The organism is Amycolatopsis sp. cmx-11-12 (genome assembly GCF_046269425.1).
In the GTDB taxonomy this organism is placed as follows: Bacteria; Actinomycetota; Actinomycetes; order Mycobacteriales; family Pseudonocardiaceae; genus Amycolatopsis.
Genome location: NZ_JADNQM010000030.1, coordinates 30,971 through 57,740 on the forward strand (window position 1 = coordinate 30,971; position 26,770 = coordinate 57,740).

The following is a 26,770-nucleotide window of genomic DNA, read 5'->3' on the forward strand; positions in this document are numbered from 1 at the left end:
ATTGCAAATTTTGCTATGAAAGCGTCCTTCATAGCACGTTTCGCACCCCGGGACGCGGAGAGCTGAAGGGAAAACTCAAGCTCCGGATGAGATGAACGGGGCTTTCATCTCAAATTTTGCAAGGAAAGTCCCGTTCATCTCACGCGCGCGGCAGTGAAAGGGCTAGCTCGCGCAGGGGCCGGTCGACGTGTTCGCGCTCAGCGACGAAGCCGTGTCCACCACCGGCCTCACCTGCTCCGACGTCAGTGTGAAGCCCGTCTCGGGATCCTCGACGGCCGCACCGAACACGACCCCGATGACCTCGCCGTCGGGGTTGATCATCGGCCCGCCCGAGTTACCGCTGCGGACCTGCCCGCGCACGGTGAACACGTCCCGCTGCACGGTGTTGGACTCGTAGATGTCCGGTCCCCGCAGGTTGATCCGGCCGCGCACTCTGGCGGACGTCGCGGTGTACGGGCCGTCGAGCGGGTAGCCGAGCACGATCGCGTCGTCGCCCGCCCGCGCGACCTGCTGTTTGAAGGGGAGCACCGGCGCCTGCAACCGCGGCACCGCGAGCACGGCGACGTCGGCCTCCGGATCGAAGTAGACGACGCGTGCCGCGAACTTGCCCGAAGTCGACTCGATGGCGACCTCGTCGGTGCCCGCGACGACGTGCGCGTTCGTCATCACCCGCTGCGGCGCGATGACGAAACCGCTGCCCTCCAGCGCCCGCGAGCACGAGATCGCATTGCCGCGGATCTTCACTACACTGCCGTGCACCTGCTTGACGATCTGCGTCGCCTGCAACGCGGTGTCCGGCGGGCTCGTGTCCTGGACGTTCGGCTTCTGGAACGGGTCCACAATGGACGGGAAGCCGGACGCGTCGAGCAGTTTCCGCAGTTCGCTCGGGAAGCCTTGGGCCGCCTCCGGCATGACGTCGTTGACGCCGCCGAGCACGACCGAGCTGTTGATCGACTTCGCCAGTCCCGGCACTCCGGAGACCGCCGTGAGCGGCGTCGCGATCAGCCACGCGACCACGAACACGACGGCGGCCTGCACCACCGCGCCGAGGGTCTTGTCGACACCGGAAAGCTTGTCCGGGTTGATTTTCTGCCGCAGTCTCCGCCCGGTCCAGACGCCGAAGGTCTCGCCGAGCGCGACCAGGAACACCACGGTGGCCACCGCGAAGGCGACCTTCGCCGCCGGATGCTCGAAAAGTTCGACGACCAGCGGCGCGATCTTGATCCCCGCGAGCGCGCCCAGCACCACCCCGACCAGCGAAGGCAGCGCGATGATCACCCCCTGGAACGCGCCGGACACGCCCGCCAGCAGCGCGAGCAGGATCACCAGTACGTCAACCCAGTTCACCGGCGCCTACTCCTTCTCCGGCACTTGCCGCCCGTCGACCCGCGCCTGATGTTCGGCCAACGCTACGTCAAGCTCCCGGACGTCGCCGTGGTCCCAGTCGCGTTCCCAGCCGCCGAGCGACAGCGTCATCGCCAGCAGGCCGCCCGTGAAGCCCCAGACGAACAGCCCGCCGACGTCGAACGCGGGGCCCTTCCAGCCGAAACCCTCGCGTTTGACCTGGAACCGGTTGGCCGGGTCGGTGAGTTCGGCGACCGGCACCCTTGCCACCGCCGCCGTCTCGCCGGGGTCGACCGCGTGCACCGGGGACGACGTCCGCCAGTAGGCGAGCACTGGCGTCACGGCGAATCCGGACACCGGCACGAACAGTTCGGGGAAGATCGCCACCGGCAGCACGCCGGAGGGCACCACGCCGGTCTCCTCCTCCGCCTCGCGCAGCGCGGTACCGACCGGCCCGTCGTCACCGGGCTCGGCGCCCCCGCCGGGGAAGGAGACCTGACCGGCGTGCGAGCCGAGGGTGTCGGCGCGGCGCTGGAGCAGGACGTCCGGCCCCTGCGGACCCTCGCCGAAGAGCATCAGGACCGACGCCGGCCGGTAACTGGCGTCCGGCGGGACGCTGAACCGGCTGAAGGTGTCCGCGCCGACGTCTCCGCTGATCTTGACCAGCGGTTGCAACCAGGCGGGCACGGCCTCCGGATCCACGAGAGGGCCGGTCATGGTGTCCCTTCCACAGCGGCGCGCACCTGGTCAGTGTTCAGGAAAACGCGTGGGTTCTCGATGAGCCGGACGTCCCCGGCCGCCGTGACCAGGTACGTCGCGGGAAGGGAGGGAGGGACCTTCAGTGCCGTCCGCACCGGCCCTGACTGCCCGTCACCGTCGAACACGGACGGCAGCCGGACACCCAGTTCGGCCAGCATCGCCAGCCCGTCGGCCCCGGAACTCGCGACCTGGACGAGAAGCACCCGCGCGGCGCCCGGCTGCTCGGCGTACTCCTGGAGTAACGGCAGTTCGGCGCGGCACGGCTGGCACCACGAAGCCCACAGGTTGACCAGCACGGGACCGCCGGAAAGCACCCTGGCGAGGTCGACCCGGGAGCCGTCGCCGAGGCATTCGACGTCGACCCCGCGCAGCTTCGCCACCTCACCCGGTCCGGGCGGCGGACACGCGCTGAGAGCTGCCTTCGCGCGGGCGGCCGTGAGATCGCCGGAAGTCTTGACCGGCCCGTCGCCGTCACGAGTCGTGAGCAACGCGACGATCAAGGCCACCACCAGCACGGCGGCGCCGAGAGCCAGCTTGGTGACTCTGGTCACCGGCGCGCCGCCAGATCGAGGATGTGCTCGCGTTCCTCGCCCTTGACCAGCTTCGCGGCCTCTTCGAACCCTGTCGGGCCGGTTCCGAACGAGGGGCACATCTTGGCCAGCGGACAGGCGCCGCAGGCGGGTTTGCGGGCGTGGCAGACGCGGCGGCCGTGGAAGATCGTCCGGTGCGAGAGGAGCGTCCACTCCTTGCGCGGGATCAGTTCGCCGATGGCGTGCTCGACCTTGACCGGGTCTTCCTCCTCGGTCCAGCCCCAGCGGCGGACCAGGCGGCCGAAATGGGTGTCGACGGTGATCCCGGGCACCCCGAAGGCGTCACCGAGCACGACGTTGGCCGTCTTACGGCCGACACCGGGCAGCGTGACGAGGTCCTTCAGCTTGCCGGGCACCTCGCCGCCGTAGCGCTCCACCAGTGCGGCACCGAGGCCCATCACCGAGTTCGCCTTGGCGCGGAAGAATCCCGTCGACCGGAGGTACTCCTCGAGTTCGGCGCGATCGGCACCGGCGTAGTCGGCGGCGGTTCGATAGCGCGCGAAGAGCGCGGGCGTGACCTGATTCACGCGGACGTCGGTGGTCTGCGCCGACAGCACGACCGCGACCAGCAGTTCGAGCGGAGTGGTGAAGTCAAGCTCGCAGTGCGCGTCCGGGAACTCGTCGTCGAGGCAACGCTTCATCCGCCTGGCGCGTCTCACCAATGCGAGCCGGCTTTCACCCTTACCCCCCGCTTGGGGGGCATTGGTGAGGGCAGGAGGCACCCCGATAGCCTACGGGCGCCATCGGACGAGCCAGTGGGGAGCACCCGCCGGTCGACGGCCGACACGCCAGAGCACCACCTCGGCGCTTCGATCGAGGACGCCATGAGCGAGGATCTGGAGTAATGCACAATTTTTCGGAATTCCCGGGGCAGGGCGCATGACCGTCTGGTTCGTCATCCTCGTTCCCTTGGTGATCATGTTCTTCGCGCTGTTCATGGAACGCGTGGAGACCAGGCTCAAGCACGTCGCGGTGCAGGAGAACGAAGTCGAGGAGTTCCTCGAGCAGGCGCAGCCCAACGAGGTCCGGGCACTTTACGGGCACGGAATCGGGCGCGCGCTCGAGCTGTTCCGGCTGCGCAGGCTGGGCGGGAAGGCGGCCAGGCTTCGCGCGCGACGCGTACGGAGTTAGGCTCCACGTTCGAGCGAGATCGTTCCCGGTACGGACGCGCCTGCGGCGTGCCGACGAGCGATCTCGCGCGCACGACCTAGACTGACGCAAAAGTGAGCGGCGACACGGGTCCCCGGCAGTGGGGGATCGACGTCGTATCTCGATGAGGAGGCACCCGAGGTGGACGAAACCCTGGCCCGAGCGGGCATTTTCCAGGGTGTTGAGCCGGCAGCCGCCGAGGCGCTGGCACAGACCTTGGAATCCGTGGAGTTTCCTCGCGGGCATGTCATCTTCAACGAGGGTGAACCCGGCGACAAGCTTTACATCATCCAGTCCGGCAAGGTGAAGATCGGCCGCAAGTCACCGGACGGCCGCGAGAACCTGCTCGGCATCTTCGGCCCGTCCGACATGTTCGGCGAGCTGTCCATTTTCGACCCCGGCCCGCGGACGTCCAGCGCGACGACCGTGACCGAGGTCCGCGCGGTGACGATGGACCGCCCGGCGCTGCGGCAGTGGATCTCCACCCGCCCGGAGATCGCCGAGCAGTTACTGCGCGTGGTCGCCCGTAGGCTGCGCCGCACGAACAACATGGTCGCCGAGCTGATCTTCACCGACGTCCCCGGCCGTGTCGCCAGGGCGCTGCTGCAGCTCGCGCAGCGGTTCGGCAGCCAGGAGGCCGGTCTGCTGCGGGTCACCCACGACCTGACGCAGGAAGAGATCGCCCAGTACGTCGGCGCTTCGCGCGAGACCGTCAACAAGGCTCTCGCCGACTTCGCGCACCGTGGCTGGCTGCGACTCGAGGGCAAGAGCGTCCTGATCCTGGACCCGGAGCGCTTGGCCCGCCGCGCCCGCTAGCCCCACCAGCACGCGATTCGGAACCTGGTTGCGGTACTTGCACACGCAAGGACCGCAACCAGGTGCCGAATCGCGTTCCAGAGACAACGAAGAGCCGGGCGCCACCCCCGACGTGGCGCACCGGCTCTTCGCTGTGCGCGGACCATCCCCCGACGATCCGCGCTCCCCGCCCTCCGGAAACAAGGCCCCGACCCGTACACCGGAGGGAGCTGGGAGATTGTGTGTTGTCGTACAACCATCCACGGCCTTCGGCCGTGAACTCAAGTTCTTTCACTCTCAAGGACGCCATCTGCGTCGATTTGTTGCCCCGAATGACTCAGAATGGGCCGACTGTTACCCGATCGTGATGAACCGGGGCACCTTAACGCGCGTAGTACCCGAATCCGGTGGTGACCAAACTTACCGCCATAGAACTGGTACTCGCGTACCAAAGTAGTTCATACTGGTACGCGTGTCCCAGTCTGTGTCCGCTTCCGCCGAGAGCCACCGCACCTCCCTCGCCGACTACCGCGCCGCGCTGACCGCGCCCGGATCCCGCGGGGCGGTCATCGCGTCCTTGCTCGCCCGCCTGCCGATCGCCATGATCGGCATTTCCGCGCTGCTCTACGTCCAGCGTGAGACGGGCTCCTTCGCCTCGGCCGGCCTGGTGTCGGCCGGGTCGCTGGTCGGCGTCTCCGTCGGCGCGGTCGTGCAGGGGCGGCTCATCGACCGCTTCGGGCCGACGCGGCCGCTGTTGACGACCACGGTGCTCTTCGCGCTGGCGATGACCGGGCTGGTGTTCGCGATCGAGGCGCACGCGCCGACGCTCGCGCTGGTCCCGCTCGCCTTCGGCACCGGGATCACCGAGCCGATGGTCGGCTCGGCCTCGCGGGCGCTGTGGACACGGCTCCTGCCCGCCGGGCCGACGCGGAACGCCGCGTTCTCGTACGAAGCCATCAGCATGGAGGTCTTCTTCATCCTCGGTCCGGGATTCGCCGGGCTACTGATCGCCGCGCCGTGGGCGGGCACCGGCATCGTGACCGGCGCGGTGACCATGATCGCGGGCGCGGTGCTGTTCGCGCTGAACCCGACCGTGCGGGCCTGGGGACCGGCGCCGTCGGCGGGCGGCAAACTGCTCGGCGCGCTGGCCAGCCCCGGGATGCGCACCCTCGCGATCGCCGCGCTGGGCTTCGGCGCCGTGATCGGGTTCGTCGAGGTCGCCGTCCCGGCGGCCGCCGCGGAAGCCGGGAACACGTCGATCGGCGGACTGCTGCTTTCGGCGTGGTCGGTCAGTTCGGTCGCGTTCGGCGTCGCGTACAGCCTGCGCCCGTGGCCGCGGCAGATGGGCCTGCGACTGCCGGTGCTGCTGGCCGGATTCGGCGCGCTGGTGGCGCTGCTCGCGCTACCGGGGTCGCTCTGGGGCCTCGCGCTCGCCATGCTCGCCGCGGGCGCGCTCATCACACCGCAGTCGACGACGCACTCGGCGGCCATCGAGATCGCCGCGCCGAAGGGCACGGCGGCCGAGGCGTTCGGCTGGGTCCTCACCTCGGTGACCCTCGGTCTCGCGTTCGGCCAGTCGATCAGCGGCTACCTCGTCGAGCACGCGGGTCACGAAGCCGCGTTCCTCGCCGCCGGTGTCGTCGGGTTCGCGCTCGCCGTGGTGGTCTGGCTGCTGCGCGGCACCTTCCGCCCTCAGCCGTCCGGAGCCGTCACCGAAGCCCCCGAACTTGTCGGTGCCGCCCGCTAGCTTGCGGGCATGGACCTGACTGCCGCCACCCGCTCCCTCTCGTCCGCCGTTTCCGCCGCCGCACGACTGCTCTCGGCGCGCTCCGGTCTGCTCCTGCGCGCCGGCCGCGACGGCCTGACCGTCGGCGGCAACGACAGCGAACGAGCGGTCCGCCTGACCAGTGACGCCGTCGTCCACACCGACGGCGAGGTCCTGGTCCCGGCGGGGCCACTCGCGGAGACGCTGCGCATGCTCGACGACGACTTGGTGCGCCTGGTCGTCGAGGGTTCGAGGCTGGCCGTGCGGGTCGAAGGCGGCCGGTTCGCGCTGCCGTTGCTGAGCCGCGAACTCCAGCTCTCGGAGATGCCGCCCAAAGTGTCCGAAGTGGACGGTGCCGCACTGGTGACGGCGTTGCGCACCGTCGCGGGCACGGCGGCCAAGGACGACGCGCTGCCGATGTTCACCGGCGTCCGCGTGCAGAGCTTCAGCCGCGAACTGCGGCTGACCGCGTCCGACCGGTACCGGATGGCCGTCGCCACCCTGCCGCTGCGCTCCGAAGGCGAGCCGATCGACGCACTCGTCCCGGCGGGCCTGCTGGCCGAGACGGCGAAGCAGGCGCGCGGCACCGTCGGCCTGCACGGCGACGGCACCCGGTTCGGGCTGAGCTGGGCAGGCGTCACCGTCACCACCGCCGTACTCGACGCGGGATTCCTGTCGGAGAAGCTGATCGAGGCGTCCACTGTGGACACGACGGTCGAGGTCTCCGCCGACGCGCTGGCCGCCGCCGTGCGCCGGGTCGGCGTCTACGCGGACGAGCGCCGGGTGCTGACGCTGGAGGTCGGCGACTCGCATCTGCGGCTGGCCAGTTCGAAGCAGGACACCGGCGAAGCCGAAGAGACCTTGAAGGCCGAGGTTTCCGGCGGCCGGACGTCACCCTCGTTCCAGGCGCGGTATCTCTTGGACGCGCTGCAAGGATTCGCCGGGGAACGGGTGCGGCTCGGCATCCAGCCCGGGATGCGGGCCTGTGTCATCCGCGCGGTTGAGCCCGGGGATGTGGACCTGACCTACTACGTGATGCCGATGCTGCCGCGCTGACATCGGCCCTCCGGGGGGGCGACCTGCCTACGAGACCTGTCACCCTCTCGACGTCCGTAGGCGGAGGGTGTCGCGAAAGCCACTTTGGGGACATCAGACGTCGCGAAAGTGGCTTTCGCGGCACCCGCTCCCCGTGCTGGAGCCCGCACGCATGCGCCAACAGCGGCCGCCAGTACATGAAGGCCCCCTTCCTTGCGCTAGGAGCAAGGAAGGGGGCCTTCATGTACTTCAGCTGCCAGCGACCTAGGCCGAAGCGGCCTTCACCGCGGCCTCGATCTCCGCGAACGAAGGGTTCACCATCGCCTTCGAGCCCACGAAAACCGTCGGCACGACCTCGTTCCCGTTCGCCACCGAGCGCACCCGCGCGGCCGCGTCCGGGTCCTCCCAGATGTTGACCGCCTTCACCTTGAAACCGCTCTTCGACAGCGGCCGCTCCAGCGCGGCGCAGAACCCGCATCCGGGGCGCCAGTAGAACTCGACCTCGACGTCACTCATTCGCCGTCCTCCGACCTCAGGTAGTCCAACTGCGCCCGCACACTCCACTCGGCGGGCGCCCACAAAGCCTTGTCGACGTCGGCGTAGACGACCTCGACCACCTGGCGCGGGGTGGCGTCCGCGCCGAGCACCTTCAGTGCCGAACGCACCTGGTTCAGCCGTTCTTCCCGGTGCGCCAGGTATTCGCGCGCGGTGGCGGCCAGGTCGGGCAGTTCGGGGCCGTGTCCCGGCAGACCGGTGGTGCCGTCGGGAAGCTCGATCAGTTTCCGCAGCGAGCGCAAGTAGTCACCGAGGTCGTGCAGCACGGTCGTCCCGCGGCCGAGGATGGTGTCACCGGTCAGGATCTGCCCGTCGGACACCAGGCAGATCGAGTCGCCGGTGTGGCCGGGTGTGTGCAGCACCGACAGCCGAACGCCGCCCGCCTCGATCACCTCACCGTCCACAAGGGACTTGCCACCGATGCACAGCGACTCGTCGAAGGCCCGCACCGGAGCCCCGACGCGCTCGGCGAACCAGGGCGCGCCCTCGGCGTGGTCGGGGTGGTGGTGGGTCAGGACGATCAGCTCGACGGCGCCGGTTTCCGCCAGCAACGTCAGGTGTTCGATGTCCTCGTGACCGGGGTCGACGACCACGGAACCGGCCGCACCGGATCCGTGCAGCACCCAGGAATTCGTGCCCTCCAACGTCATCGACGACGGATTGTGCTCCAGCAGCACAGAAGCCGTCGGCGTGACCTGGCGCAGCACGCCGTACGCGGGGGCGCTCACGCCGGGTCCAGCACGACGCGGACCTTGTCGCCGTCGCGCACCAGCGTCGGCATGATCTTCACGATCTCGCGCTCGACGGCCTTGGCCGCGGCCGCCGCGTCGAAATCGCCCAGTTCCGCGAGCGTGATCCAGGTCGGTGGCATGAGCATGCGGCGCCCTTCCTTGGCGTCGGCGATCGCTTCCTCCGGCCGCTGCCAGCCGGAGCTGACGGCCTCGGAGGTGGCGCTGTCCGCCTGTTGCCCCTCGGGCAGCACGGCGACGAAGAAGCAGGTGTCGTAGCGGCGCGGTTCCTGGGGCGGGGTGACCCAGTTCGCCCACGGGTGCAAGAGATCCGCGCGCAGGGTCAGGCCGTTCGCTTCGAGGAACGCGGCGAGCGAGAGTTCGCGCGAGACCAGCTTTTCGCGGGCGTCGTGGTACGGCGTCGTGTCGGTGACGACGGTGTCCCCAAGGCTCGCGAGCAGCACGCCCGACTCCTCGAACGTCTCCCGCACGGCCGCGCACACCAGGGCGCGGGCCAGCGATTCGTCGCATCCGAAGCGCTCCGCCCACCAAGCGGGCCTCGGGCCCGCCCAGCTGACCGAGGCGTCGACATCGCGGGAATCCACGCCACCACCGGGGAAAACGGTCATCCCGCCCGCGAACGGCATGCCCTTCACCCGATGTTGCAGGAAGACCTCGACCCCTTGCGCGCCGTCGCGGAGGAGGATCACGGTCGCCGCGTCCTTGGGTGTCACCGGCTCGCCGTCGGCGTTGGCGCGGGTGCCCACCCCGACCCCCACCGGGATGTCGAATGTCAGTTCTTCAGCCACACCACGCAACCTAACATCGCGATTCGGCACCTGGTTGCGATCGTTGCGCGTGCAACTACCGCAACCAGGTGCCGAATCGCGTAGGGCTTACGAAGACCAGCTCGAGCCGCTGCTGCGCGAAGCACCGTTCAGCCGGATCTTCGCCGCTTCGGCGCGCTCCCGTTCGGCGAGCTCGGCGTGCAGCTCGCGCAGTAGCGCACGGTCGCGCTCGCTCAGGCTGGGGTCGTCGAGGTCGAGAGCGGGCAGCTCGACGACCTCGTGCATGCTCGGCTTGCCCGTGGCGATCTCGCGGCCCTTTTCGGGGTCCTCCTTGAGCGCCTGGCGCAGCTGCGCCACCTCGGCCGGGGTCAGGTCAGCCGTGCGCTCGGCGCGGGTCTCCGCCCGCGACTTGCGCGGCGGCGCCTGCTCCGAAGCCGACGACGGCGCCGGTGACACCGGTGCGGGTGCCTGCTGCACGATCGGCACCACCGGTGCGATGGGTGCGATCGGCTCGATCGGTTCGTGACCGCCGCTGCCGACCGGCCGCAGCCCGTGCCTGCTCGGCTGCTCCTTGACCGGCTCGGGAGCCGGGGCGGGAGCGGGCGGCGGAGTCACCGGCTCTGACCGAAAGTCACTGGAATGGGTACTCCCGGTGACCCAGACAGGACTCGCGGCCGACGACGCGGCCTGGTGGTACGCGGACCGCGCGACGCCGGGTCCCGCGACCTCGACGACCGAGCGGATACCCGCGCGGCGAAGCGCGGTGTCCACGCGGAACGCGACCGCGGGCGGGTTGCCCTCCGGGCCGATCTCGACCAGGACGACCCGCTGCGGCAGCGCGCCGGGCACGCTGCCGGCGGGCGTGTTCCGCCACACCGCGTGCACCGAACGGACGTCCGGCAGCACCTGGAGGGTGCGGTCGAGCGCCTCGGCGAGGCCGAATTCGGGCGTGTTCTCACCGGTGAACCGGTGGGTGAGCACCGACTCGTCCTCCTCGACGAGCAGGTCGTTCGCCAGCGTGGCGTCGGACCGGCTCATCTCGAGGACGAGCGCGAGTTCACGCTGTTCGGACGAGCTCACCGGGATCTTCCCCGCGATCAGGGTGCCGGTGGTGAGCTCCACCGCTTCATCGATGTGCGCACGCGCGATCAGCTCACGCGCTTCGGTCAAAGCACTGTCGTCGATACGACCCGCCAAGGCCAGTAACAGGTTGTGCAGGCGCAGGGGCACCGAGAACCCGTCCATGGGCGGGCCGTCGTGGACCTCCACCATTGCTCTGCTCCCTCCCGGCTCGCCTGGTGGTGCGAGCGTTAAGCGGCGACCAGCCGACTTCCGGTGTCCACCGCGCCCACACAGACCAGCTCGGAGTTGGCGAGTGCGGCGCGGTGATAGCCGGTGAGGTCGATGCTCGGCGGGAGAACCTCGACGCCGGGCTCCTCGTCACCGAGCACGCGCAGGACGCGTTGCAGTTCGCCGGTCAGCCTCGGCAGCCCGTTGAGCGCCGTGACCAAGAGGACTCGTTTCGCCCCACCCTCGCCGACCACACCGAGGTGTCGCCAGCTTTGCCGCACTTCACCCACATCCGGCCGTCCCCGCAACGTCGCGTGGATCAATACGGACACAGAGTCGACGGAGTTCACCCATTCGGGCGCACTCTGCGTGAATGTGTACCTGGTCTCGGTGACGTCGTCTACCCCCAGGGTGGAACTCACCTGATGCCAGTCGGCCCCGTGAGGAATGAGCCCGGCGACTAGCAGGCGATACTCGGTTTGGTCCAGGTCGATCCTGTGCTTAAGCAAAGACCTGGGCAGGGTCCGCGCGAGCGTGCCCATCGCGCCTTCGCCCAGCCAGTCGCGGAACCGCCACAGGAGCTGGTCCGGCAGCCGTCCGGCCAGCCGGAGCAGAAGCTCGTGCGAGGACTTCTCGATATCCGGGTCCATCACTTCACCTCCACGATCAGTTCGATCTCGACCGGCGCCCCGATCGGCAGCTCGGCGACCCCGACGGCCGAGCGGGCGTGGATGCCCGCCTCGCCGAAGATCTCGCCGAGCAGCTCGGACGCCCCGTTGATCACCGCGGGCTGACCGGTGAAGCCCTCCGCGGAGGCCACGAACCCGACGACCTTGACCACGCGCGCGACGTTGTCGATCCCGACGATCGAGTCGACCGCGGCGAGCGCGTTGAGGATCGAAGTCCTGGCGTACTGCTTCGCCTTCTCGGGGCTGACCTCGGCGCCGACCTTGCCGGTCGCTTCGAGCTCACCCTTGACGAAGGGCAGCTGCCCGGACGTGTAGACGTACGAGCCGGTGCGGACGGCGGGCACGTAAGCCGCCAGCGGGGCGGCGACGCCTGGCAGTTCGATACCGAGCTCGGCGAGTCGATCGCTCCAGGTCATGGCTTCAATCCCCTAGTTCTTGGCTCGTTTGAGGTAGGCGACGTGCTGCTCGCCGGTCGGGTTCGGGAGCACGGTGACGAGCTCCCAGCCGTCCTCGCCCCACTGGTCGAGGATCTGCTTGGTGGCGTGGATCAACAGGGGGACGGTCGCGTACTCCCACTTGGTGGCGCTCATGTCCGGGAGCGTAGCCAAACCGGCAACCCCGCCCGACACACATCCGCGAAACCCTCTCGCGACCGGTTCGCCGATTTCCCGCCGATGTGGTTCACTTCACACCTACTCGCGAGTAGATAGGACGTTGACATGCGGACAACGAAGTCCCTTGCCGCCGCCTGCCTGGCCGCGGTCCTGGTCTTGATGGGTACCTCCCCGGCGAACGCGGACGAAAAACTTCCCGTTCCGTGGACACTCGCCGCGGCCCTGCCCGCGCAGGCGGCGAACCCCGGTGGCCCGCCGCCCGGGTCGAACGACTTCGGCTGCCGCCCGAGCGCGTCCCATCCGAACCCGGTCGTGCTGACGCATGGCCTCGGCGCCAACCAGACGGTGAACTGGCAGACGTTCGGCCCGCTGCTCAAGAACAACGGGTACTGCGTCTTCTCCCTGACGTACGGAGTGCCAGGGAAACCGCTGCCGATCTACCAGCCCGGCGGACTCCTGCCGATGGAACAGAGCGCGAAGGAACTGTCGGCCTTCGTCGACAAGGTGCTCGGCGCGACCGGAGCGTCCAAGGTGGACATCCTCGGGCACTCCGAGGGAACGCTGATGCCTTCTTATTACGTGAAGTTCCTCGGCGGGGCGTCCAAAGTGGACAAGTACGTCAGCCTGACCCCGCTGTGGGACGGCACGACCCTGTTCGGCGCCTCGCATCTGTACGCGCTCGCCGTCGCACTGGGCCTCAGCCCCGGCTTCAACGGCATCCTCGACCCCGCCTGCGGATCGTGCCGCCAGTTCCTGCGCGGCTCGGAATTCCTCACGAACCTGCGCGCGGGCAACGGCATTTTCCAGCCGGGCGTGACGTACACGAACATCCTGACCCGCTACGACGAAGCCGTCGTCCCGTACACGAGCGGGCTCGGGAAGGGAAAGAACGTGAAGAACATCGTCCTGCAGGACGGCTGCCTGCTGGACCTGGCCGAGCACGCCGGGGTCGCCGCCGACCGCAACGCCGCGGGGCACGTCCTCAACGCGCTCGACCCGGCGCACGCGAAGCCCGTCCCGTGCGTGCCCGCGACCCCCATCGGAAGCTGACCCCGCGGCGATCTCACGTGATTGCGCGGCGATCACGCGTGATCAGACGGCGATCTGGTTGATGTCCGTCTGATCACGTGAGATCGCCGCGCGATCACGCGTGATCGCCGTCTGATCACGCCGGACAGTTACGGTGGGCCGGTGGAGACCTGGCGCATCGTCGCGACCGTCCTGCTCGCCGTGGCCGGGCTGCCGCTGGTGCTGGTCCTGATGGCGAAGGCCCGAGACCGCACGGACAGCTCGGGGACGGTCGCCGTCACCGGTGCGGTGGCGTTCGTGGTACTCCTGCTGCTCGGTGTGGTGATGCTCACGATCCTGCCCGCGGCTCTGACCTGGGTCATCGTCGGACTGGTCGCGGCTGCGCTCGGCGTCATGATGCTGGCGAGCTGACCACTCAATTAGGGTGGGACCGGTGAGCACTCCCCTTGCCGGCTGGACCGACGAACTCGCGAGAGCACGGCTGCATTTCGTCACCGGCAAGGGCGGGACGGGCAAGACCACGCTCGCCGCCTCGCTGGGCCTCGCGCTCGCCAAGGGCGGGCGCCGCGTGCTGCTGATCGAGGTCGAAGGCCGCCAGGGCATCGCCCAGCTCTTCGACACCGAGCCGCTGCCGTACGCGGAGCAGCGCATCGCGGCCGTTCCCGGCGGTGGCGAGCTGCGCGCGCTGCACATCGACGTCGAAGCCGCACTCCTCGAGTACTTCGAAATGTTCTACAACCTCGGCTTCGCCGGGCGGACGCTGCGGCGGATGGGCGCGATCGAGTTCGCGACCACACTCGCGCCGGGCCTTCGCGACGTCCTACTCACCGGGAAGATCAAGGAATGCGTCGGCCGGACCGAATCCGACGGCCGCCACACCTATGACGCCGTCGTCGTCGACTCGCCGCCCACCGGCCGGGTGGTGAAGTTCCTCGACGTCACCAAGGCACTCACCGACCTCGCCAAGACCGGCCCGATCCGCGGCCAGGCCGACGGCGTCGTCCGCCTGCTGCATTCCGGCGAGACCGCCATTCACCTGGTGACGCTGCTCGAAGAGATGCCGGTGCGGGAAACCGTCGAGGCGGTGGCCGAACTCGACGGTGCGGATCTGCGCCCCGGCGCGGTCCTGGTCAACCGGGTCCGCCCGCCGCGGCTGCCCGCGCGTTCGGTGACCGCCGCAGCCGACGGCCGCGTCGACGCCTCGCGGGTCCGCGCCGGGCTCGCGTCGGCCGGGCTGAACCTGCCTGAGGGCACCCTCGACGCGCTGGTCGAAGAGACCGTCGAGCACGCCGTCCGGGTCGCGGCCGAGCAACGAGCCCGCGAGCAGCTGGCCGAAGCGGACCTGCCGGGGCTGGAGCTGCCGGACCTGACCGACGGCGTCGACGTCGCGGCGCTCTACGACCTCGCCGAAGCACTGACCGAGCAGGGGGTGCGCTGATGTCGGACGTCCTGGAGATCGACAGGCTCATCGACGATCCGGAGAGCCGGGTCATCGTCTGTTGTGGGTCCGGCGGGGTCGGCAAGACGACCACCGCGGCGGCGCTGGCGTTGCGCGCGGCCGAACGCGGGCGGCAGACGGTGGTGCTCACCATCGACCCGGCGCGGCGGCTGGCGCAGGCGCTCGGCCTGCGTGAACTGGGCAATCACCCGAAACAGGTGCAGGTCGAAGGCTTCGAGCCCAAGGGTGAACTCTGGGCGATGATGCTCGACATGCGCCGCACGTTCGACGACATGGTGCGGGTGCACGCCGGCCCGGAACGTGCCGAACAGCTGCTGCAGAACCCCTTCTACCAGACCATTTCCACGTCGTTCTCCGGTACGCAGGAGTACATGGCGATGGAGAAGCTCGGGCAGCTCGCGGCCACCGACGAGTGGGACCTGATCATCGTCGACACGCCGCCGAGCCGGTCCGCGCTGGACTTCCTCGACGCGCCGACGCGGCTCTCCAGCGCGCTCGACGGCCGGATGATCCGGCTGCTCACCGGCCCCGCGAAGGCGGGCGGCTGGGGCTTGCGCAAGGTCGTCAACGCCGGCTTCTCGATGTTCGCGAAGGCCGTCTCGACGATCATCGGCGGCCAGCTGCTGACCGACGCTTCGGCGTTCATGCAGGCCTTCGACAGCATGTTCGGCGGTTTCCGCGAACGCGCGCGCAAGACCTCCGAGCTGCTGCGGTCCGGCGGCACTTCTTTCCTCGTGATAGCCGCGCCGGAGCCGGACGCGCTGCGCGAGGCGTCCTACTTCGTGGAGCGGCTTTCGGAAGAGAGCATGCCGCTGGCCGGGCTGGTCGCGAACCGGACGCATCCGGTGCTCGCGGCGTTGACCGGCCCGGAGGCCGTCGCGGCCGCCGAGCAGCTGGCGAAGAGCGAGACCAGCGCACCGCTGGCCGAGGCCGTCCTCCGCCTGCACGCGGACCGGGTCGCGCTGGCCGAACGAGAGACGCGGCTGCTCGCCAGGTTCACGCGGGCTCATCCCGAGGTCCCGCTGGTGCGGGTGCCCGCGCTCCCCAGTGACGTGCACGATCTCGAAGGCCTGCGCGACATCGGAACCAGGTTGGCCACCCAGTCCTGAAAGTCCGTGAAGGACTCCTTCCCTACCTTGGACTCAGGGAAGGGGGTCCTCCACGGATTCCTGATCACGAGACTCGGACGCGTACGTCTTCTTCTTCGTCGATCCCGGTGAAACTGCGTTTCGCCGCTTCAAGCAGATCTGCCCAGCTGGTCACGTCCGGCCGCCGCCTCAGCAGCGCCCGCCGTTCCCGTTCGGTCATACCTCCCCAGATGCCGAAGTTGATCCGGCCATCGAGCGCTTCGGCGAGGCATTCCGTCCGGACCGGGCAGCCAAGACAGACCGCCTTTGCCCGGTTCTGCTCGGCCCCCCGGACGAACAAACCGTCCGGATCGGTGTCGCGGCACGACGCGTTGACCCGCCAGCTCGACTGGTTGGTTTCCATACCCCCAGCTCCCTACCCTGGTGTTCGACACACCACGGGGGGACGAAAAGCCTGCGCTCCTGCCCCCATGAGCGTGTCTCCCTTGTGCTCACGTCGGTTCGGCCGACACCTCCCCGGTGCCGGTGCCTCCGTTCGGTCGAATGCGACTGCCGCTCGCACTCACCCGTCTGTCGGCTTTTTCATACGTGAGACGTTGACGGACTGTAGGGGCCCTCGGTTCCCCCCGCCAAGACCTAGAATGCCTCCCGTTACCAGCCGTCACCGAATGGGGTCGATTTTGTGACCGGATCCGCACTGTCAGCCAGGTGACGTCACGGTGGGCTAACGGGATCCGCGTACCCTGGTCCGCGTGCGCAAAACGGACGGTCTGCTGAAGCTCATTGGCCTGTGTGTGCTCGCGGGGGTGCTGGTCGCGGGAATGTTGTTCCCGGTGGCGGGTGCCGCGGGTGTGATCTCCAACCAGGCGAGCGAGACCGTCGACAAGACATCTTCGGACCTTGCGGACATTCCGCCGCCACTGGTGACGACGATCACCGACAACACCGGCAAGCAGATCGCGACGCTGTACAAGCAGTTCCGCATCCCCACCACCGAGACGCAGATCAACGACGCCATGAAGTGGGCGCTGATCTCGGTCGAGGACAAGCGCTTCTACGAGCACAACGGGGTGGACTGGAAGGGCACGCTGCGCGCCGCGGTCAGCAACACCACCGGCGGGGACACCCAAGGCGCGTCGACGCTGACCCAGCAGTACGTCAAGAACTACCTGATCAACGTCGTCTACCGGGACGACAAACCGGGCCAGAAGCGCGCACAAGAGCAGTCGGTCGCCCGGAAGCTGAAGGAAGCCCGGATCGCCATCCAGCTGGAAACCAAGCTGAACAAGATGCAGATCCTGACCGGCTACCTGAACGTCGTCGAGTTCTCGCGCGAGATCTTCGGCGTCGGCGCGGCCGCGAACGCGTACTTCAACACGCCTGTCGAGAAGCTCACGGTGCCGCAGGCGGCACTGCTGGCCGGTCTGGTGAACAACCCGATCCAAAACGACCCGTGGAAGAGCCCGGCGAAGGCGACCGAACGCCGCAACCTGGTGCTGGACCGCATGGTCGACAACCAGAAGCTCGCGAAGGCAGACGCGGAACGCTTCAAGGGCGAACCGCTCGGCGTCGTCGAAGGCGGCCCGCAGAAACCGGCGTCGAACTGCACCGGCGCCGGGACCGAAAACGGTTTCTTCTGCCAGTACGTCGAGGACTACCTCCTCAAGAACGGCATGACGAAGGACGACCTCTACACCGGCGGTTACCGGATCAAGACCACTTTGGACGAACGGGCGAACCACGAAGCCAAGATGTCGGCCGAGGCCCAGGTCAAGAAGACGCAGGACAACGTCGCGAACACGCTCTCACTGGTGAAACCGGGCAAGGACCGGCACGAAGTGGTGGCGCTGGCGGCGAACCGTGACTACGGGCTGCACGAAGACCAGGGCCAGACGACGTTCGCGCTGCCTTCCGGCGTCTACAACACCGCGGGCGCGGGCTCGGCCTACAAGGTCTTCACCGCCGCCGCGGCGCTGGAAGCGGGTGTGGCCGGAATCAACAGCTCGCTCCCGGTGCCGGACCTCTACACCTCCAACGTGTTCGCCGGCGGTCCGAAAAAATGTCCCGTGGCTCCCCGGCCCCCTGCCGGGCCAGGTGGTAACTGGTACTGCGTCGGCAACGCGGGCGACTACAACCCCGCCGGTGGGGCCATGTCCATGCAGCAGGCGCTGGCGACCTCACCGAACACCGCGTTCGTGCACCTCGAGGACAGGCTCGGGAGCACCGGGCCGGTCGTGGAGATGGCCCGCAAGCTCGGCATGCGCGACACCATGGCCAGCAACCGGGGCGGTGGCGCCGTCGACCCGAACTCCAAGGACGACGGCGTCAATGTCAATCAGCTCCAGGCGTACGGGCCGAAGCCTGGCTGGAACGGATCCGGTGCGTTCACCCTCGGCGTGAGCCCGCTGTCCGGACTGGAACTGGCGAACGTCGGCGCCACGATCATGAGCGGCGGCGTCTGGTGCCCGCCGACCCCGCTGGCGAGTGTCACCGACCGGGACGGGAAACCGGTTCCGGTCAAGGAAGCCGCTTGCGAGCAGGTGGTGCCCGAAGGCCTCGCCAACACTCTCGCGGTCGGTATGAGCAGGGACAGTCAACCCGGCGGGACGTCGTTCGGCGCCGCGAACGGCGCCAGGTGGAACCGGCCGGTGATCGGCAAGACCGGCACCACGCAGAGCAACGGCGCGGGGTCGTACCTCGGGGCCACTCCGCAGCTCGCGGGCGCGGCGATGGTGTTCCGTCCGAAGGGTGGAAGCGGCGGTCTCTGCTACCTCGGCCCGGGTAACGTGTCCACTCGCGGCTGCGAAAACATGTGGGGCGGGAAGACGCCGGCGCAGACCTGGTTCGGGGCGATGTCGAAGATCCTCGAAGGCCAGGAAGCGCTGCCGTTGCCGCAGCCGGACCCGAAGTACATGGGCGGCGGACGCTGATCGGCCGCGGCCGCGTTTACCAGCGCAAATCACGATGAGTCACCTGGCTCTAACTTTGAGTGAGCGGCTGGCGGCCTAAGAGGGAACAGTGGTCGACGGAATCATGTCGATTGATCACCACACTCCTCGCCGACCACGGAAAGTGAAGAAAAGAGGCCATTCCAGCGATTTTTCATCGTCGCCGGAATGGGGGCGAACGATCACCCCGGACGAGCACGTAAACTGGACATTGTGAGCACGCTCAGTAACAGCAGCAGTTCAGGGAAGACGGTACGGCGCTTGGCCGTGGGAACCGTCGCCCTGGGAGCCGCGACCCTCGGTTACGCGGTCGGCATCGAAAGGCGCCGGTGGACGCTTCGCACCGCGGAGCTCCCGGTCCTCGCGGCAGGGGCGAAGCCCTTCACGATCCTCCACATCTCGGACCTGCACATGCTCCCCGGTCACGTGAGCAAGCAACGCTGGGTAGCCGCGCTCGACGAGCTCCAACCGGACCTCGTCGTCAACACCGGTGACAACCTGTCACATCAGCAGGCCGTCCCGTCCGTGCTGCGCGCACTCGGCCCCCTGCTCAACCGGCCAGGGGTGTTCATCTTCGGCAGCAACGACTACTACGCGCCGAAACCGAAGAACCCCGCGCGCTACCTCATGCCGAAGGGCAAGAAGAAGCGGATCCACGGCGAGCACCTGCCGTGGCGCGACCTCCGCGCGGCCTTCGTCGAACACGGCTGGGACGACCTCACCCACGTCCGGCGCACCATCGAGGTCGCGGACCAGTACGTCTTCACCGCCGGCGTCGACGACGCCCATCTCCGCCGCGACCGCTACGCCGACATCGCGGGCCCGGCCGACACCGGCGCGGCGGTCCGCATCGGCGTCACCCACTCCCCGGAACCCCGCGTCCTCGACGAGTTCGCCGGCGACGGCTACGACCTCGTCCTCGCGGGCCACACGCACGGCGGACAGCTCCGCGTCCCCGGCTACGGCGCGCTCGTCACCAACTGCGAACTCGACCGCACCCGCGCCCGCGGCGCGTCCCGCTGGGGCGCCCAGATGTGGCTGCACGTCTCGGCCGGTTTGGGCACCTCGCCGTACGCTCCGGCCCGCTTCGCGTGCCCGCCAGAGGCGAGCCTGCTGACGCTGGTCCCACGGGGCACGACCAGCGCCGATCACCGGAAAGCATCCCCCCGCAAAGCCCGAAACACCGTCCGCTAAACTTCTCCTCGACCCGCTAAGAAGTATCCGGGGTGTGGCGCAGCTTGGTAGCGTGCCTCGTTCGGGTCGAGGAGGTCGTGGGTTCGAATCCCGCCACCCCGACGCTAGATCGAAAGAGCCCTGCTCGCGTTTGTGAGCAGGGCTCTTTCGCGTTGCGAGGGCTCCGATGCCCCCCATGCGGCATTGGGTGCGCTCAACGCCTCCAATGTGACATTGGGAGCATCCGCCCCAAGCCTCACCGGGTGGCGAGGAGCTCCGTCCAGCACTGCGCGAAGTCACCATCGCCGGATCGCGCCCACGACCAGGCCGAGCGGGCGGCCGAAGCGAGTTGGTCGCGGTCCGGGGTCTTCGCGGTTTCCAGCGCCGTCACCAGCCTCGCCTCCACGTAGGTCGCCAGCGCCCGGTACGTCGCGTCCGTGCGGTAGCGGGTTTTCGTTCGCACGTCGGTGAAACCGGCGGCGGCGACCGCGGCGGGGATCCCGCGGCCGGCGAACGGATCGCCACCCGCGCGGCGACACAACAGATAGTGCCCGCGAAGGGCGGCGTCGACGTTCGCCGTCTTCGGCCGGAGCCGTGCCCGGCTCCAGTCCGAAGTGGACAGTGCGAGCGAGCCGCCCGGTTTGAGAATCCGCCGGATCTCCGCCAGAGCGGCGACCGGTTCCTTCAGATGCTCGAAGACAGCGTGCGCGAAGACCACGTCCGCCGAAGCTTCGGCGAACGGCAGCGCGCACGCGTTCGCCACCAGAAAGTCCACTGTGGACTTTCTGTGCCCGTGACCGATACCGAGGGTGATCGAACCCGGTCCGCAGCCGACGTCGACGACTCCCATCCCCGGCCCGAACAGCGGTTGCGCGAACACGGCCCGTTCGACCGCCTGGCGCGCTGACCGCGCGGACACCGCGGCGCGCGGCGCGTTTCCCTCCAGCACCCCGCACACAGTACGGCTCCGGAGTGGCAGGATCGAGGGGTGAGCACGCAGCCAGGCAACAAATATCCGTCCGCGGCGGTCCCGGACCGCCTGTTCGACGACGCCGAAGCCGAGGCCAGGTGGCGGGCCCGCTTCCACGCGCCGCGCATCTCGGTCCCCGAGTGGGCCATCGACGCCCCGAACGCGAACGTCTACGTCTCCAACGCCAGCGGCGTCTGGGAGGTGTACTCCTGGGACCGTGCGACCGGCGAGCACCGCCGCGTCACCGACCGGCCGGCCGGCACCATGCACGCGACACCGTCCCCCGACGGCCGCTGGATCTGGTGGTTCAACGACACCGACGGCGACGAATTCGGTTCCTGGGTCCGCGAACCGTTCATCCCGGGGACCGCCGCCGAACGCGCGGTGCCGGACGTCCACGACGGCTACCCCGCCGGGCTCGAGATCGGCACCCGCGTGATCGCCGTCGGTGTCTCGACCGACGACGGCAGCGAACTCTTCGCGCATATCGACGGGGAAACCACGAGCTTCTACCGGCATGACGACGACGCCGGGATCGCGTCGCTGTCCCGCGACGAATCCCTGCTCGCGATCTCCCATTCCGAGCACGGTGATTCGCGACACCCCGCGTTGCGCGTCCTGTCCACCGACGGCTTCGCAGCGGTTGCCGACAAATGGGACGGCGAAGGCAAGGGCCTCGGCGCGCTGGAGTTTTCCCCGGTCGCGGGCGACCAGCGGTTGCTGGTGCTGCACGAGCGGCGCGGGCGCGAGGAACTCCTGATCTGGGATGTGGCCGCCGACACCGAGCAGGAGATCGAACTCGACCTGCCCGGTGAAGTAGTCGCAGGCTGGTACCCGGACGCGCACGCGCTGCTGGTCGTCCACTTCCACCAGGGCCGCAGTTCCCTGCACCGGTACGACCTCTCGAGCGGCGGATTGTCCTCTTTGGACACTCCGCCGGGCCGGATCGGCGGCGCCGGGGTGCGGCCCGACGGCACCGTCGAGTACTCGTGGTCCAGTGCCGCGCGGCCGACGGCGGTGCGTGCGCGGACCGCGGGCGGCGCCGACTCGGTGCTCCTCGAACCGCCGGGCGAGCGGGCGCCGGAATCCGCGCCGGTCACCGACGCCTTCGTCGAAGGGATCGGCGGGCAGATCCACGCGCTGGTGTCCCGTCCGGCCGACGCGCCGGAAGGCCCGCTTCCGACGGTCTTCTCCTTGCACGGCGGGCCGCATTCCGCCGACGAGGACCGGTTCTCCGCTTACCGCGCCGTCTGGCTCGACGCCGGTTTCGCCGTCGTCGAGGTCAATTACCGCGGCTCGACCGGCTACGGCTCGGCCTGGCGTGACGCCATCGAGGGCCGCCCCGGCCTGACCGAACTCGAAGACGTCGCCGCCGTGCACGACTGGGCCGTCCAAAGTGGACTCGCGGATCCGGAAAAGTGCGTGGTGAACGGTGCTTCCTGGGGCGGCTACCTGAGTCTGCTGGCGCTGGGCACCCAGCCCGCTCGCTGGGCGGCCGGTGTCGCCGGAGTGCCTGTCGCGGACTACGTCGCGGCATACGAAGACGAGATGGAGCAGCTTCGCTCGTTCGACAGGGCCCTGTTCGGCGGTTCGCCGGAGACGGTGCCCGCGGTGTACCGGGAATGCTCGCCAATCACCTACGTCGAGGCCGTGACGGCGCCGGTGCTGGTGCTCGCCGGGGACAACGACCCGCGCTGCCCGATCCGGCAGGTCGAGAACTACCTCGACAGGCTCGCGAAACGGGAGCTCCCGTTCGAGTTCTACCGTTTCGACGCGGGCCACGGGTCGCTGGTGATCGCCGAGACGATCAAGCAGACGGCGATCGAGGTGTTCTTCGCGTTGCGGGCCGTCGGGCTTCGCTGACGTGTTATGAACGGACCTTTCATAACAAAATTTGTTATGAAAGGTCCGTTCATAACATCGGCGAGCGTGGTCAGCGCTCGGAGAAGAGAGTCCCGCCGGACGCCCAGTGTTCGGCTGGAATCTCGTTGATCGTCACCCAGACACCTTCGGCCTTGCCACCGCAGGTGCGGACGAAGGCGTCGGTCACCTCGCGCACGAGGGCCTGCTTCTGCTCGGCCGTGCGACCGGGGAACATCGAAACACTGATCATCGGCATGGCCGAACTCTAAAGCCCCCGGTCGTGCTTCCGGAGCCTGTCCACCGCGTAGGCGTCACCCTCGAAGGTGAGCCGGGCGGCGTCGCGGCCGAAGACGAACAGCAGCAGCTCGATCGGCGCGCCGATCACGGTCACCGTGTCCGGGCCTTCCTTCACGCGCGCCTCTCGGCCTTCGGGGGTCTTCAGGACCACGCCGACCGGTGATTTCCGCAAGTTCAGTTTCGACGCCTGCTTCGCCGACTTCCACGCCGCCGCGTCCCGCGAGGACTCCGCCGGACGCGGCTCCCAGCCGGGCTGCCCACGTCGGACGTCCTCGTGGTGCACCAGGAACTCCGCGCTGTTCGTCAGCTCGTCGACCGCGCCGATCGACGTCGGCCAGTACCAGGCGGGACCGGACCGGACCTTGCCGACGACGTCGGCCCACGGCCGCGCGGCATAGGAGTCCTGCACCCGCTGCGTGTACGACGCCAGCGCGGGCACCAGGATCCCGGGCATCGCGTCCGGCCGCCGCTCACGGACCAGCAGGTGCGCCGCGAGATCCCGCGTCTTCCAGCCCGTGCACAGGGTCGGCGCGTCCGGGCCGACCTCTTCGAAAAGCTCGCTCAACGCACGACGTTCGTCTCCGGCGACTCCCATACCCCCCGACGTTACGCGCCGGTAGGGCCCCGGGAAATCCGGCGTGACGCAGGGCACCCGGCTCAGTGATGGAACGCGGTCCGCGGTCGCGGGCGGTGATCGAGCTCGGGCAGCAGCCGCCGGAGGTCGGCGAGCAGCAGATCCGCGAGGTCGTGCGTGAAACCGTTGCGTACCACGATCCTCAGCACCGCGAGATCGGTCCGGTGCGCCGGGAACGTGTACGCCGGGACCAGCCAGCCACGCTCGCGAAGCCGCCGTGACACGTCGAAGACGTCGAAGCCCTCGACGTCCGCCTTCGTCGTGAAGGCGAACACGGGCAGCTGATCGCCGCGCGTCAGCAGTTCGAACGGGCCCAGCTCCGCGATCCCGTCGGCGAGCTGGGTCGCCACGTCACGCGAAGCCTGTTGCACAGCACGGAAACCTTCGCGTCCGAGCCGGACGAACGTGTAGTACTGCGCGGCCACCTCGGCGCCGGGACGCGAGAAGTTCAACGCGAAGGTCGGCATGTCGCCACCGAGGTAGTTGACGTTGAAGACGAGTTCCTCCGGCAGCGCCGCCTTGTCGCGCCACACCACCCAGCCGACGCCGGGGTAGACCAGCCCGTACTTGTGCCCGGAGGTGTTGATCGACGCCACCCTCGGCAGGCGGAAGTCCCAGACCAGCTCCGAATCGAGGAAGGGCGCGATCATCGCGCCCGAAGCACCGTCGACGTGCACCGGGATGTCCCAGCCGGACCGTTCCTGGAGCCCGTCCAGCGCGGCGGTGATCTCGGCGACCGGCTCGTAACTGCCGTCGAAAGTGGACCCGAGGATCGCGACGACGCCGATGGTGTTCTCGTCACATCGGGCGATCGCCTCGTCCGCGGTGAGGTGGAAACGGTCGCCGTCCATCGGCACCAGCCGCGGCTCGACCTCCCAGTACTCGCAGAACTTCTCCCAGCAGACCTGGACGTTCGCGCCCATCACGAGGTTCGGCTTCCCGGTGCGGCCCAGCTTCGACCAGCGGCGCTTCAACGCCATCCCGGCGAGCATGCAGGCTTCCGAAGAACCGGTCGTGGAGCAGCCCATGATCGCGGCGGGATCGGGCGCGTGCCACAGGTCGGCGAGGATGTTCACGCAGCGCCGCTCGAGTTCCGCGGTCTGCGGGTACTCGTCCTTGTCGATCATGTTCTTGTCGACGCATTCGGCCATCAGCTCGCGGGCCTGCGGCTCCATCCACGTGGTGACGAACGTGGCGAGGTTGAGCCGGGCGTTACCGTCGAGCATCAGCTCGTCGCGCACCAGCTGGAGCGCGGTGTCGGGCGGGAGCGGCTCTTCGGCGAGGGTGTCGTGCGGCAGGCGGATGCTCGCGGCGAGCGCGGGGTACATGCCGGCGTACAGCGGGTTGGCCCCGCCCTTGCGGTCCGGATCGGTCGGCTTCCCCTTGTGCAGCACCATGGACCGAACGTAGCCCGGTGGCGTGGAACCGGCACGTGGACTCACCCGTGACCGGTGCAATGAAGGACGCTTTCATAGCAAAATTTGCTATGAAAGCGTCCTTCATTGCACGCGAAGTGGTCCGGGACGGGAGGGTCAGGCCTGCTGCGCCTGCCACATCCAGTGCGCCTTCTCGAGTTCCTGGGTGATCGCGATGAGCAGATCCTGGGTGACCAGGTCGCTCTTGTCGGTTTCGTCGATGCGCTTGCGCAGCCGCTCGATCAGCGCCGTGAGGATGCCGACGATCGCGGCGACGGTGGACTCGACGGACTGCCAGTTGTCGGGGTAGGACGGCAGACCGGAGCTCTCGACGACGGCCTTGGCCTGGCCGTTCGGGGAGATGCCGATGGCGTTGGCGCGCTCGGCGACCTCGTCGACGTACTGGCGCGCGGTGGCGACCAGCTCGTCGAGCTGCAGGTGCGCGCTGCGGAAGTTCGCGCCGACGACGTTCCAGTGGGCCTGCTTCGCGATCAGCGACAGGTCCACGAGGTCGACCAGCGTGGCCTGCAAGGCGTTACCGGTGATCTCCTTGTCGGCTTCGCTCAGCGGACTCTTGATCGGGGACTTGCCCATTTTCGGTCTTCCTTTCAGAAATCAGCCGGTTCGGGAATGGACCTGCCGCGTACGGGATCAGACCGACGCGGACAGCGCGACCTCGATGTTGCCCCTGGTCGCGTTCGAGTAGGGGCACACCTGGTGCGCCTGCTCGACGAGTTGGTCGGCCTGCGCCTGCTCCAGACCGGGCAGCGAAACGTTGAGCGCGACGCCGAGGCCGAAGCCCTCGCCCTGCTTGAGCACGCTGACCTCGGCGGTGACGGTCGAACCGTCCAGCTTCACCTTGGCCTGGCGCGCGACGAGCTGGAGCGCGGAGTGGAAGCAGGCCGAATAGCCCGCGGCGAAGAGTTGCTCGGGGTTGGTCTTGTCGCCGCCCGGTCCGCCCATCTCCTTCGGGATCGCCAGCGACTCGTCGATGACGCCGTCGGAGGACGTGACCTCACCGTTGCGGCCGTCGCCGCGAGCGGTGGCCACAGCGGTGTACAGAGCCTCAGCCATTCTTCGCCTACCTCCTGGTCTCAAGACACGCCCCGTTGAGCGTCTCTTCAGTGCCAACGTCCCGCAACCGCGAAACCTTGCCACCCCATGGCAGGCATCACTTCCGGGAATTACCCGGACGACGACCGGAGCAAACGACTAGTGACCGGCGCGACTCAGCGCGAACTCGGCGACCTGGGTCCCGATCAGGCGAAGTGTGCGGACACTCTTCTCGTCCGAGGCGCCGCCGGCTTCGTCGAACTTCGTCTCCGCGGTGTTGATCGAACCACCCAATGGGGTGGCCCAGCCGCGCAGCGCGTGCGTGATCGTGCGCAGCTGCTCCAGCGTGGTGACCGCGGCCTGCCAGCCGAACGCGACGGCGGCGAGGCCGACCGCGCGGCCGTCGAGGTACGGCCTGGCGTCGTCGCGCAGGTCCTCGACGTAGTCCAGGGCGTTCTTGACCAGGCCGGACAACGCGCCGTGGTAGCCGGGCGAAACCACGATGATCCCGTCCGCGCGACGGATCGCCTCGACCAACCGGACGGCCCGTTCGTGCCGCTCTTCCAACGAGATGTCATAGAACGGCAGCACCAGGTCTGGCCCGGCGATCAGCTCGGTGGTGACCCCGGCCTCGGCCGCGCCGCCCAGTGCGATGCGCAGCGCGCGCTCGGATTGGGAACCCTCCCGCAGGGAGCCGCCGATACCGAGGACATGAACCGCGTTCGTCGAAGTCACGCTTT

30 protein-coding genes and 1 tRNA gene are annotated in these 26,770 nt (G+C 68.7%); 12 read left to right on the forward strand and 19 right to left on the reverse strand.

The features are described from left to right. Positions 1 to 162: 162 nt before the first annotated feature. From ACLARN_RS32240 to nth, 4 genes are read right to left on the reverse strand one after another with little or no spacing between them, the layout of a single operon-like run. Positions 163 to 1,347 carry a MarP family serine protease gene (locus ACLARN_RS32240; RefSeq protein ID WP_409495248.1) on the reverse strand — a complete coding sequence of 395 codons (1,185 nt, stop codon included), beginning with the start codon at positions 1,345 to 1,347 and terminating at the stop codon, positions 163 to 165. Positions 1,348 to 1,353: 6 nt separating this feature from the next. Beyond that, positions 1,354 to 2,061 carry an NUDIX hydrolase gene (locus tag ACLARN_RS32245; protein ID WP_409495249.1) on the reverse strand — a complete coding sequence of 236 codons (708 nt, stop codon included), beginning with the start codon at positions 2,059 to 2,061 and terminating at the stop codon, positions 1,354 to 1,356. Continuing rightward, positions 2,058 to 2,654, reverse strand: coding sequence for a TlpA family protein disulfide reductase (locus ACLARN_RS32250; protein WP_409495250.1), 597 nt, complete (start codon positions 2,652 to 2,654; stop codon positions 2,058 to 2,060). Before ACLARN_RS32250 ends, ACLARN_RS32245 begins: the two co-directional genes overlap by 4 nt. Continuing rightward, the gene (nth, locus tag ACLARN_RS32255) at positions 2,651 to 3,334 is read right to left on the reverse strand and encodes an endonuclease III (protein ID WP_409495316.1); all 684 of its coding nucleotides are present in this window, start codon (positions 3,332 to 3,334) and stop codon (positions 2,651 to 2,653) included. Before nth ends, ACLARN_RS32250 begins: the two co-directional genes overlap by 4 nt. Before the next feature lie 238 nt (positions 3,335 to 3,572). On the opposite strand from nth, the gene ACLARN_RS32260 reads away from it, so the two are divergent. The 4 genes from ACLARN_RS32260 (at position 3,573) to dnaN (ending at position 7,458) form a co-directional block, all read left to right on the forward strand. Continuing rightward, on the forward strand, positions 3,573 to 3,824 hold the full coding sequence (locus ACLARN_RS32260) for a hypothetical protein (RefSeq protein WP_005166943.1): 252 nt from the start codon (positions 3,573 to 3,575) through the stop codon (positions 3,822 to 3,824). 159 nt (positions 3,825 to 3,983) lie between these two features. Continuing rightward, the gene (locus ACLARN_RS32265) at positions 3,984 to 4,658 is read left to right on the forward strand and encodes a Crp/Fnr family transcriptional regulator (RefSeq protein ID WP_003081747.1); all 675 of its coding nucleotides are present in this window, start codon (positions 3,984 to 3,986) and stop codon (positions 4,656 to 4,658) included. A 463-nt stretch (positions 4,659 to 5,121) separates the two neighbouring features. After that, on the forward strand, positions 5,122 to 6,384 hold the full coding sequence (locus ACLARN_RS32270; RefSeq protein WP_409495317.1) for an MFS transporter: 1,263 nt from the start codon (positions 5,122 to 5,124) through the stop codon (positions 6,382 to 6,384). A 9-nt stretch (positions 6,385 to 6,393) separates the two neighbouring features. Beyond that, positions 6,394 to 7,458, forward strand: a complete 1,065-nt coding sequence (gene dnaN / locus ACLARN_RS32275) for a DNA polymerase III subunit beta (RefSeq protein WP_409495251.1) — start codon at positions 6,394 to 6,396, stop codon at positions 7,456 to 7,458. A 243-nt stretch (positions 7,459 to 7,701) separates the two neighbouring features. Here dnaN and ACLARN_RS32280 read toward each other — a convergent pair whose 3' ends face one another. The 7 genes from ACLARN_RS32280 to ACLARN_RS32310 all read right to left on the reverse strand — a co-directional run bounded on the left by ACLARN_RS32280 (position 7,702) and on the right by ACLARN_RS32310 (position 12,077). Beyond that, positions 7,702 to 7,953 carry a glutaredoxin domain-containing protein gene (locus ACLARN_RS32280; RefSeq protein WP_409495252.1) on the reverse strand — a complete coding sequence of 84 codons (252 nt, stop codon included), beginning with the start codon at positions 7,951 to 7,953 and terminating at the stop codon, positions 7,702 to 7,704. Continuing rightward, positions 7,950 to 8,720, reverse strand: a complete 771-nt coding sequence (locus ACLARN_RS32285) for an MBL fold metallo-hydrolase (RefSeq protein WP_409495253.1) — start codon at positions 8,718 to 8,720, stop codon at positions 7,950 to 7,952. Before ACLARN_RS32285 ends, ACLARN_RS32280 begins: the two co-directional genes overlap by 4 nt. Next, positions 8,717 to 9,529: an NUDIX hydrolase gene (locus ACLARN_RS32290; RefSeq protein WP_409495254.1), complete on the reverse strand. Its 813-nt coding sequence runs from the start codon at positions 9,527 to 9,529 to the stop codon at positions 8,717 to 8,719. The genes ACLARN_RS32285 and ACLARN_RS32290 overlap by 4 nt, the downstream gene beginning before the upstream one ends. Before the next feature lie 87 nt (positions 9,530 to 9,616). Further along, on the reverse strand, positions 9,617 to 10,780 hold the full coding sequence (locus ACLARN_RS32295; RefSeq protein WP_409495255.1) for a hypothetical protein: 1,164 nt from the start codon (positions 10,778 to 10,780) through the stop codon (positions 9,617 to 9,619). Positions 10,781 to 10,818: 38 nt separating this feature from the next. Beyond that, positions 10,819 to 11,448, reverse strand: coding sequence for a hypothetical protein (locus ACLARN_RS32300; RefSeq protein WP_076156034.1), 630 nt, complete (start codon positions 11,446 to 11,448; stop codon positions 10,819 to 10,821). Beyond that, positions 11,448 to 11,903 carry a RidA family protein gene (locus ACLARN_RS32305; protein WP_409495256.1) on the reverse strand — a complete coding sequence of 152 codons (456 nt, stop codon included), beginning with the start codon at positions 11,901 to 11,903 and terminating at the stop codon, positions 11,448 to 11,450. The genes ACLARN_RS32300 and ACLARN_RS32305 overlap by 1 nt, the downstream gene beginning before the upstream one ends. A gap of 12 nt (positions 11,904 to 11,915) precedes the next feature. After that, positions 11,916 to 12,077 carry a DUF4177 domain-containing protein gene (locus ACLARN_RS32310; RefSeq protein WP_005166970.1) on the reverse strand — a complete coding sequence of 54 codons (162 nt, stop codon included), beginning with the start codon at positions 12,075 to 12,077 and terminating at the stop codon, positions 11,916 to 11,918. A gap of 129 nt (positions 12,078 to 12,206) precedes the next feature. Between ACLARN_RS32310 and ACLARN_RS32315 the strand changes: the two genes are divergently transcribed. The 4 genes from ACLARN_RS32315 to ACLARN_RS32330 all read left to right on the forward strand — a co-directional run bounded on the left by ACLARN_RS32315 (position 12,207) and on the right by ACLARN_RS32330 (position 15,698). Beyond that, positions 12,207 to 13,151, forward strand: coding sequence for an esterase/lipase family protein (locus tag ACLARN_RS32315; protein WP_409495257.1), 945 nt, complete (start codon positions 12,207 to 12,209; stop codon positions 13,149 to 13,151). A 141-nt stretch (positions 13,152 to 13,292) separates the two neighbouring features. Further along, a complete protein-coding gene (locus ACLARN_RS32320; protein ID WP_409495258.1) occupies positions 13,293 to 13,541 on the forward strand; it encodes a hypothetical protein in 249 nt (82 codons plus the stop codon). Positions 13,542 to 13,563: 22 nt separating this feature from the next. Then, entirely contained in the window at positions 13,564 to 14,568 is a 1,005-nt protein-coding gene (locus tag ACLARN_RS32325; RefSeq protein ID WP_076156037.1) for an ArsA-related P-loop ATPase, read from the forward strand. Continuing rightward, positions 14,568 to 15,698 (forward strand): ArsA family ATPase, encoded by a 1,131-nt coding sequence (locus ACLARN_RS32330; protein ID WP_409495259.1) that lies wholly within the window; start codon positions 14,568 to 14,570, stop codon positions 15,696 to 15,698. The genes ACLARN_RS32325 and ACLARN_RS32330 overlap by 1 nt, the downstream gene beginning before the upstream one ends. A gap of 64 nt (positions 15,699 to 15,762) precedes the next feature. On the opposite strand, the gene ACLARN_RS32335 is transcribed toward ACLARN_RS32330, so the two are convergent. Further along, positions 15,763 to 16,080, reverse strand: a complete 318-nt coding sequence (locus ACLARN_RS32335; RefSeq protein WP_020632155.1) for a WhiB family transcriptional regulator — start codon at positions 16,078 to 16,080, stop codon at positions 15,763 to 15,765. Positions 16,081 to 16,429: 349 nt separating this feature from the next. Here ACLARN_RS32335 and ACLARN_RS32340 point away from each other — a divergent pair, with 349 nt between their 5' ends. The 3 genes from ACLARN_RS32340 to ACLARN_RS32350 all read left to right on the forward strand — a co-directional run bounded on the left by ACLARN_RS32340 (position 16,430) and on the right by ACLARN_RS32350 (position 19,921). After that, positions 16,430 to 18,607 (forward strand): transglycosylase domain-containing protein, encoded by a 2,178-nt coding sequence (locus ACLARN_RS32340; protein ID WP_409495260.1) that lies wholly within the window; start codon positions 16,430 to 16,432, stop codon positions 18,605 to 18,607. 285 nt (positions 18,608 to 18,892) lie between these two features. Further along, positions 18,893 to 19,819, forward strand: coding sequence for a metallophosphoesterase (locus ACLARN_RS32345; RefSeq protein WP_409495318.1), 927 nt, complete (start codon positions 18,893 to 18,895; stop codon positions 19,817 to 19,819). A gap of 28 nt (positions 19,820 to 19,847) precedes the next feature. Continuing rightward, a tRNA-Pro gene (locus ACLARN_RS32350) sits at positions 19,848 to 19,921 on the forward strand. Between the two features lie 133 nt (positions 19,922 to 20,054). Here ACLARN_RS32350 and ACLARN_RS32355 read toward each other — a convergent pair. Further along, complete coding sequence (locus tag ACLARN_RS32355; RefSeq protein ID WP_409495261.1) at positions 20,055 to 20,747, reverse strand: class I SAM-dependent methyltransferase; 693 nt, start codon at positions 20,745 to 20,747, stop codon at positions 20,055 to 20,057. Between the two features lie 39 nt (positions 20,748 to 20,786). Between ACLARN_RS32355 and ACLARN_RS32360 the strand changes: the two genes are divergently transcribed. Next, positions 20,787 to 22,631 (forward strand): prolyl oligopeptidase family serine peptidase, encoded by a 1,845-nt coding sequence (locus ACLARN_RS32360; protein ID WP_409495262.1) that lies wholly within the window; start codon positions 20,787 to 20,789, stop codon positions 22,629 to 22,631. Positions 22,632 to 22,701: 70 nt separating this feature from the next. On the opposite strand, the gene ACLARN_RS32365 is transcribed toward ACLARN_RS32360, so the two are convergent. The 6 genes from ACLARN_RS32365 to ACLARN_RS32390 all read right to left on the reverse strand — a co-directional run bounded on the left by ACLARN_RS32365 (position 22,702) and on the right by ACLARN_RS32390 (position 26,765). Further along, on the reverse strand, positions 22,702 to 22,887 hold the full coding sequence (locus tag ACLARN_RS32365) for a 2-hydroxymuconate tautomerase (RefSeq protein ID WP_101611157.1): 186 nt from the start codon (positions 22,885 to 22,887) through the stop codon (positions 22,702 to 22,704). Between the two features lie 9 nt (positions 22,888 to 22,896). Then, positions 22,897 to 23,523 carry a TIGR03085 family metal-binding protein gene (locus tag ACLARN_RS32370; RefSeq protein WP_409495263.1) on the reverse strand — a complete coding sequence of 209 codons (627 nt, stop codon included), beginning with the start codon at positions 23,521 to 23,523 and terminating at the stop codon, positions 22,897 to 22,899. A gap of 62 nt (positions 23,524 to 23,585) precedes the next feature. Next, positions 23,586 to 24,959 carry a glutamate decarboxylase gene (locus ACLARN_RS32375; RefSeq protein ID WP_409495264.1) on the reverse strand — a complete coding sequence of 458 codons (1,374 nt, stop codon included), beginning with the start codon at positions 24,957 to 24,959 and terminating at the stop codon, positions 23,586 to 23,588. Between the two features lie 135 nt (positions 24,960 to 25,094). Further along, the gene (locus ACLARN_RS32380; protein WP_409495265.1) at positions 25,095 to 25,571 is read right to left on the reverse strand and encodes a Dps family protein; all 477 of its coding nucleotides are present in this window, start codon (positions 25,569 to 25,571) and stop codon (positions 25,095 to 25,097) included. A 57-nt stretch (positions 25,572 to 25,628) separates the two neighbouring features. Then, entirely contained in the window at positions 25,629 to 26,051 is a 423-nt protein-coding gene (locus tag ACLARN_RS32385) for an organic hydroperoxide resistance protein (protein ID WP_076156049.1), read from the reverse strand. Positions 26,052 to 26,189: 138 nt separating this feature from the next. Beyond that, positions 26,190 to 26,765 (reverse strand): NADPH-dependent FMN reductase, encoded by a 576-nt coding sequence (locus ACLARN_RS32390; protein WP_409495266.1) that lies wholly within the window; start codon positions 26,763 to 26,765, stop codon positions 26,190 to 26,192. Positions 26,766 to 26,770 lie beyond the last annotated feature (5 nt).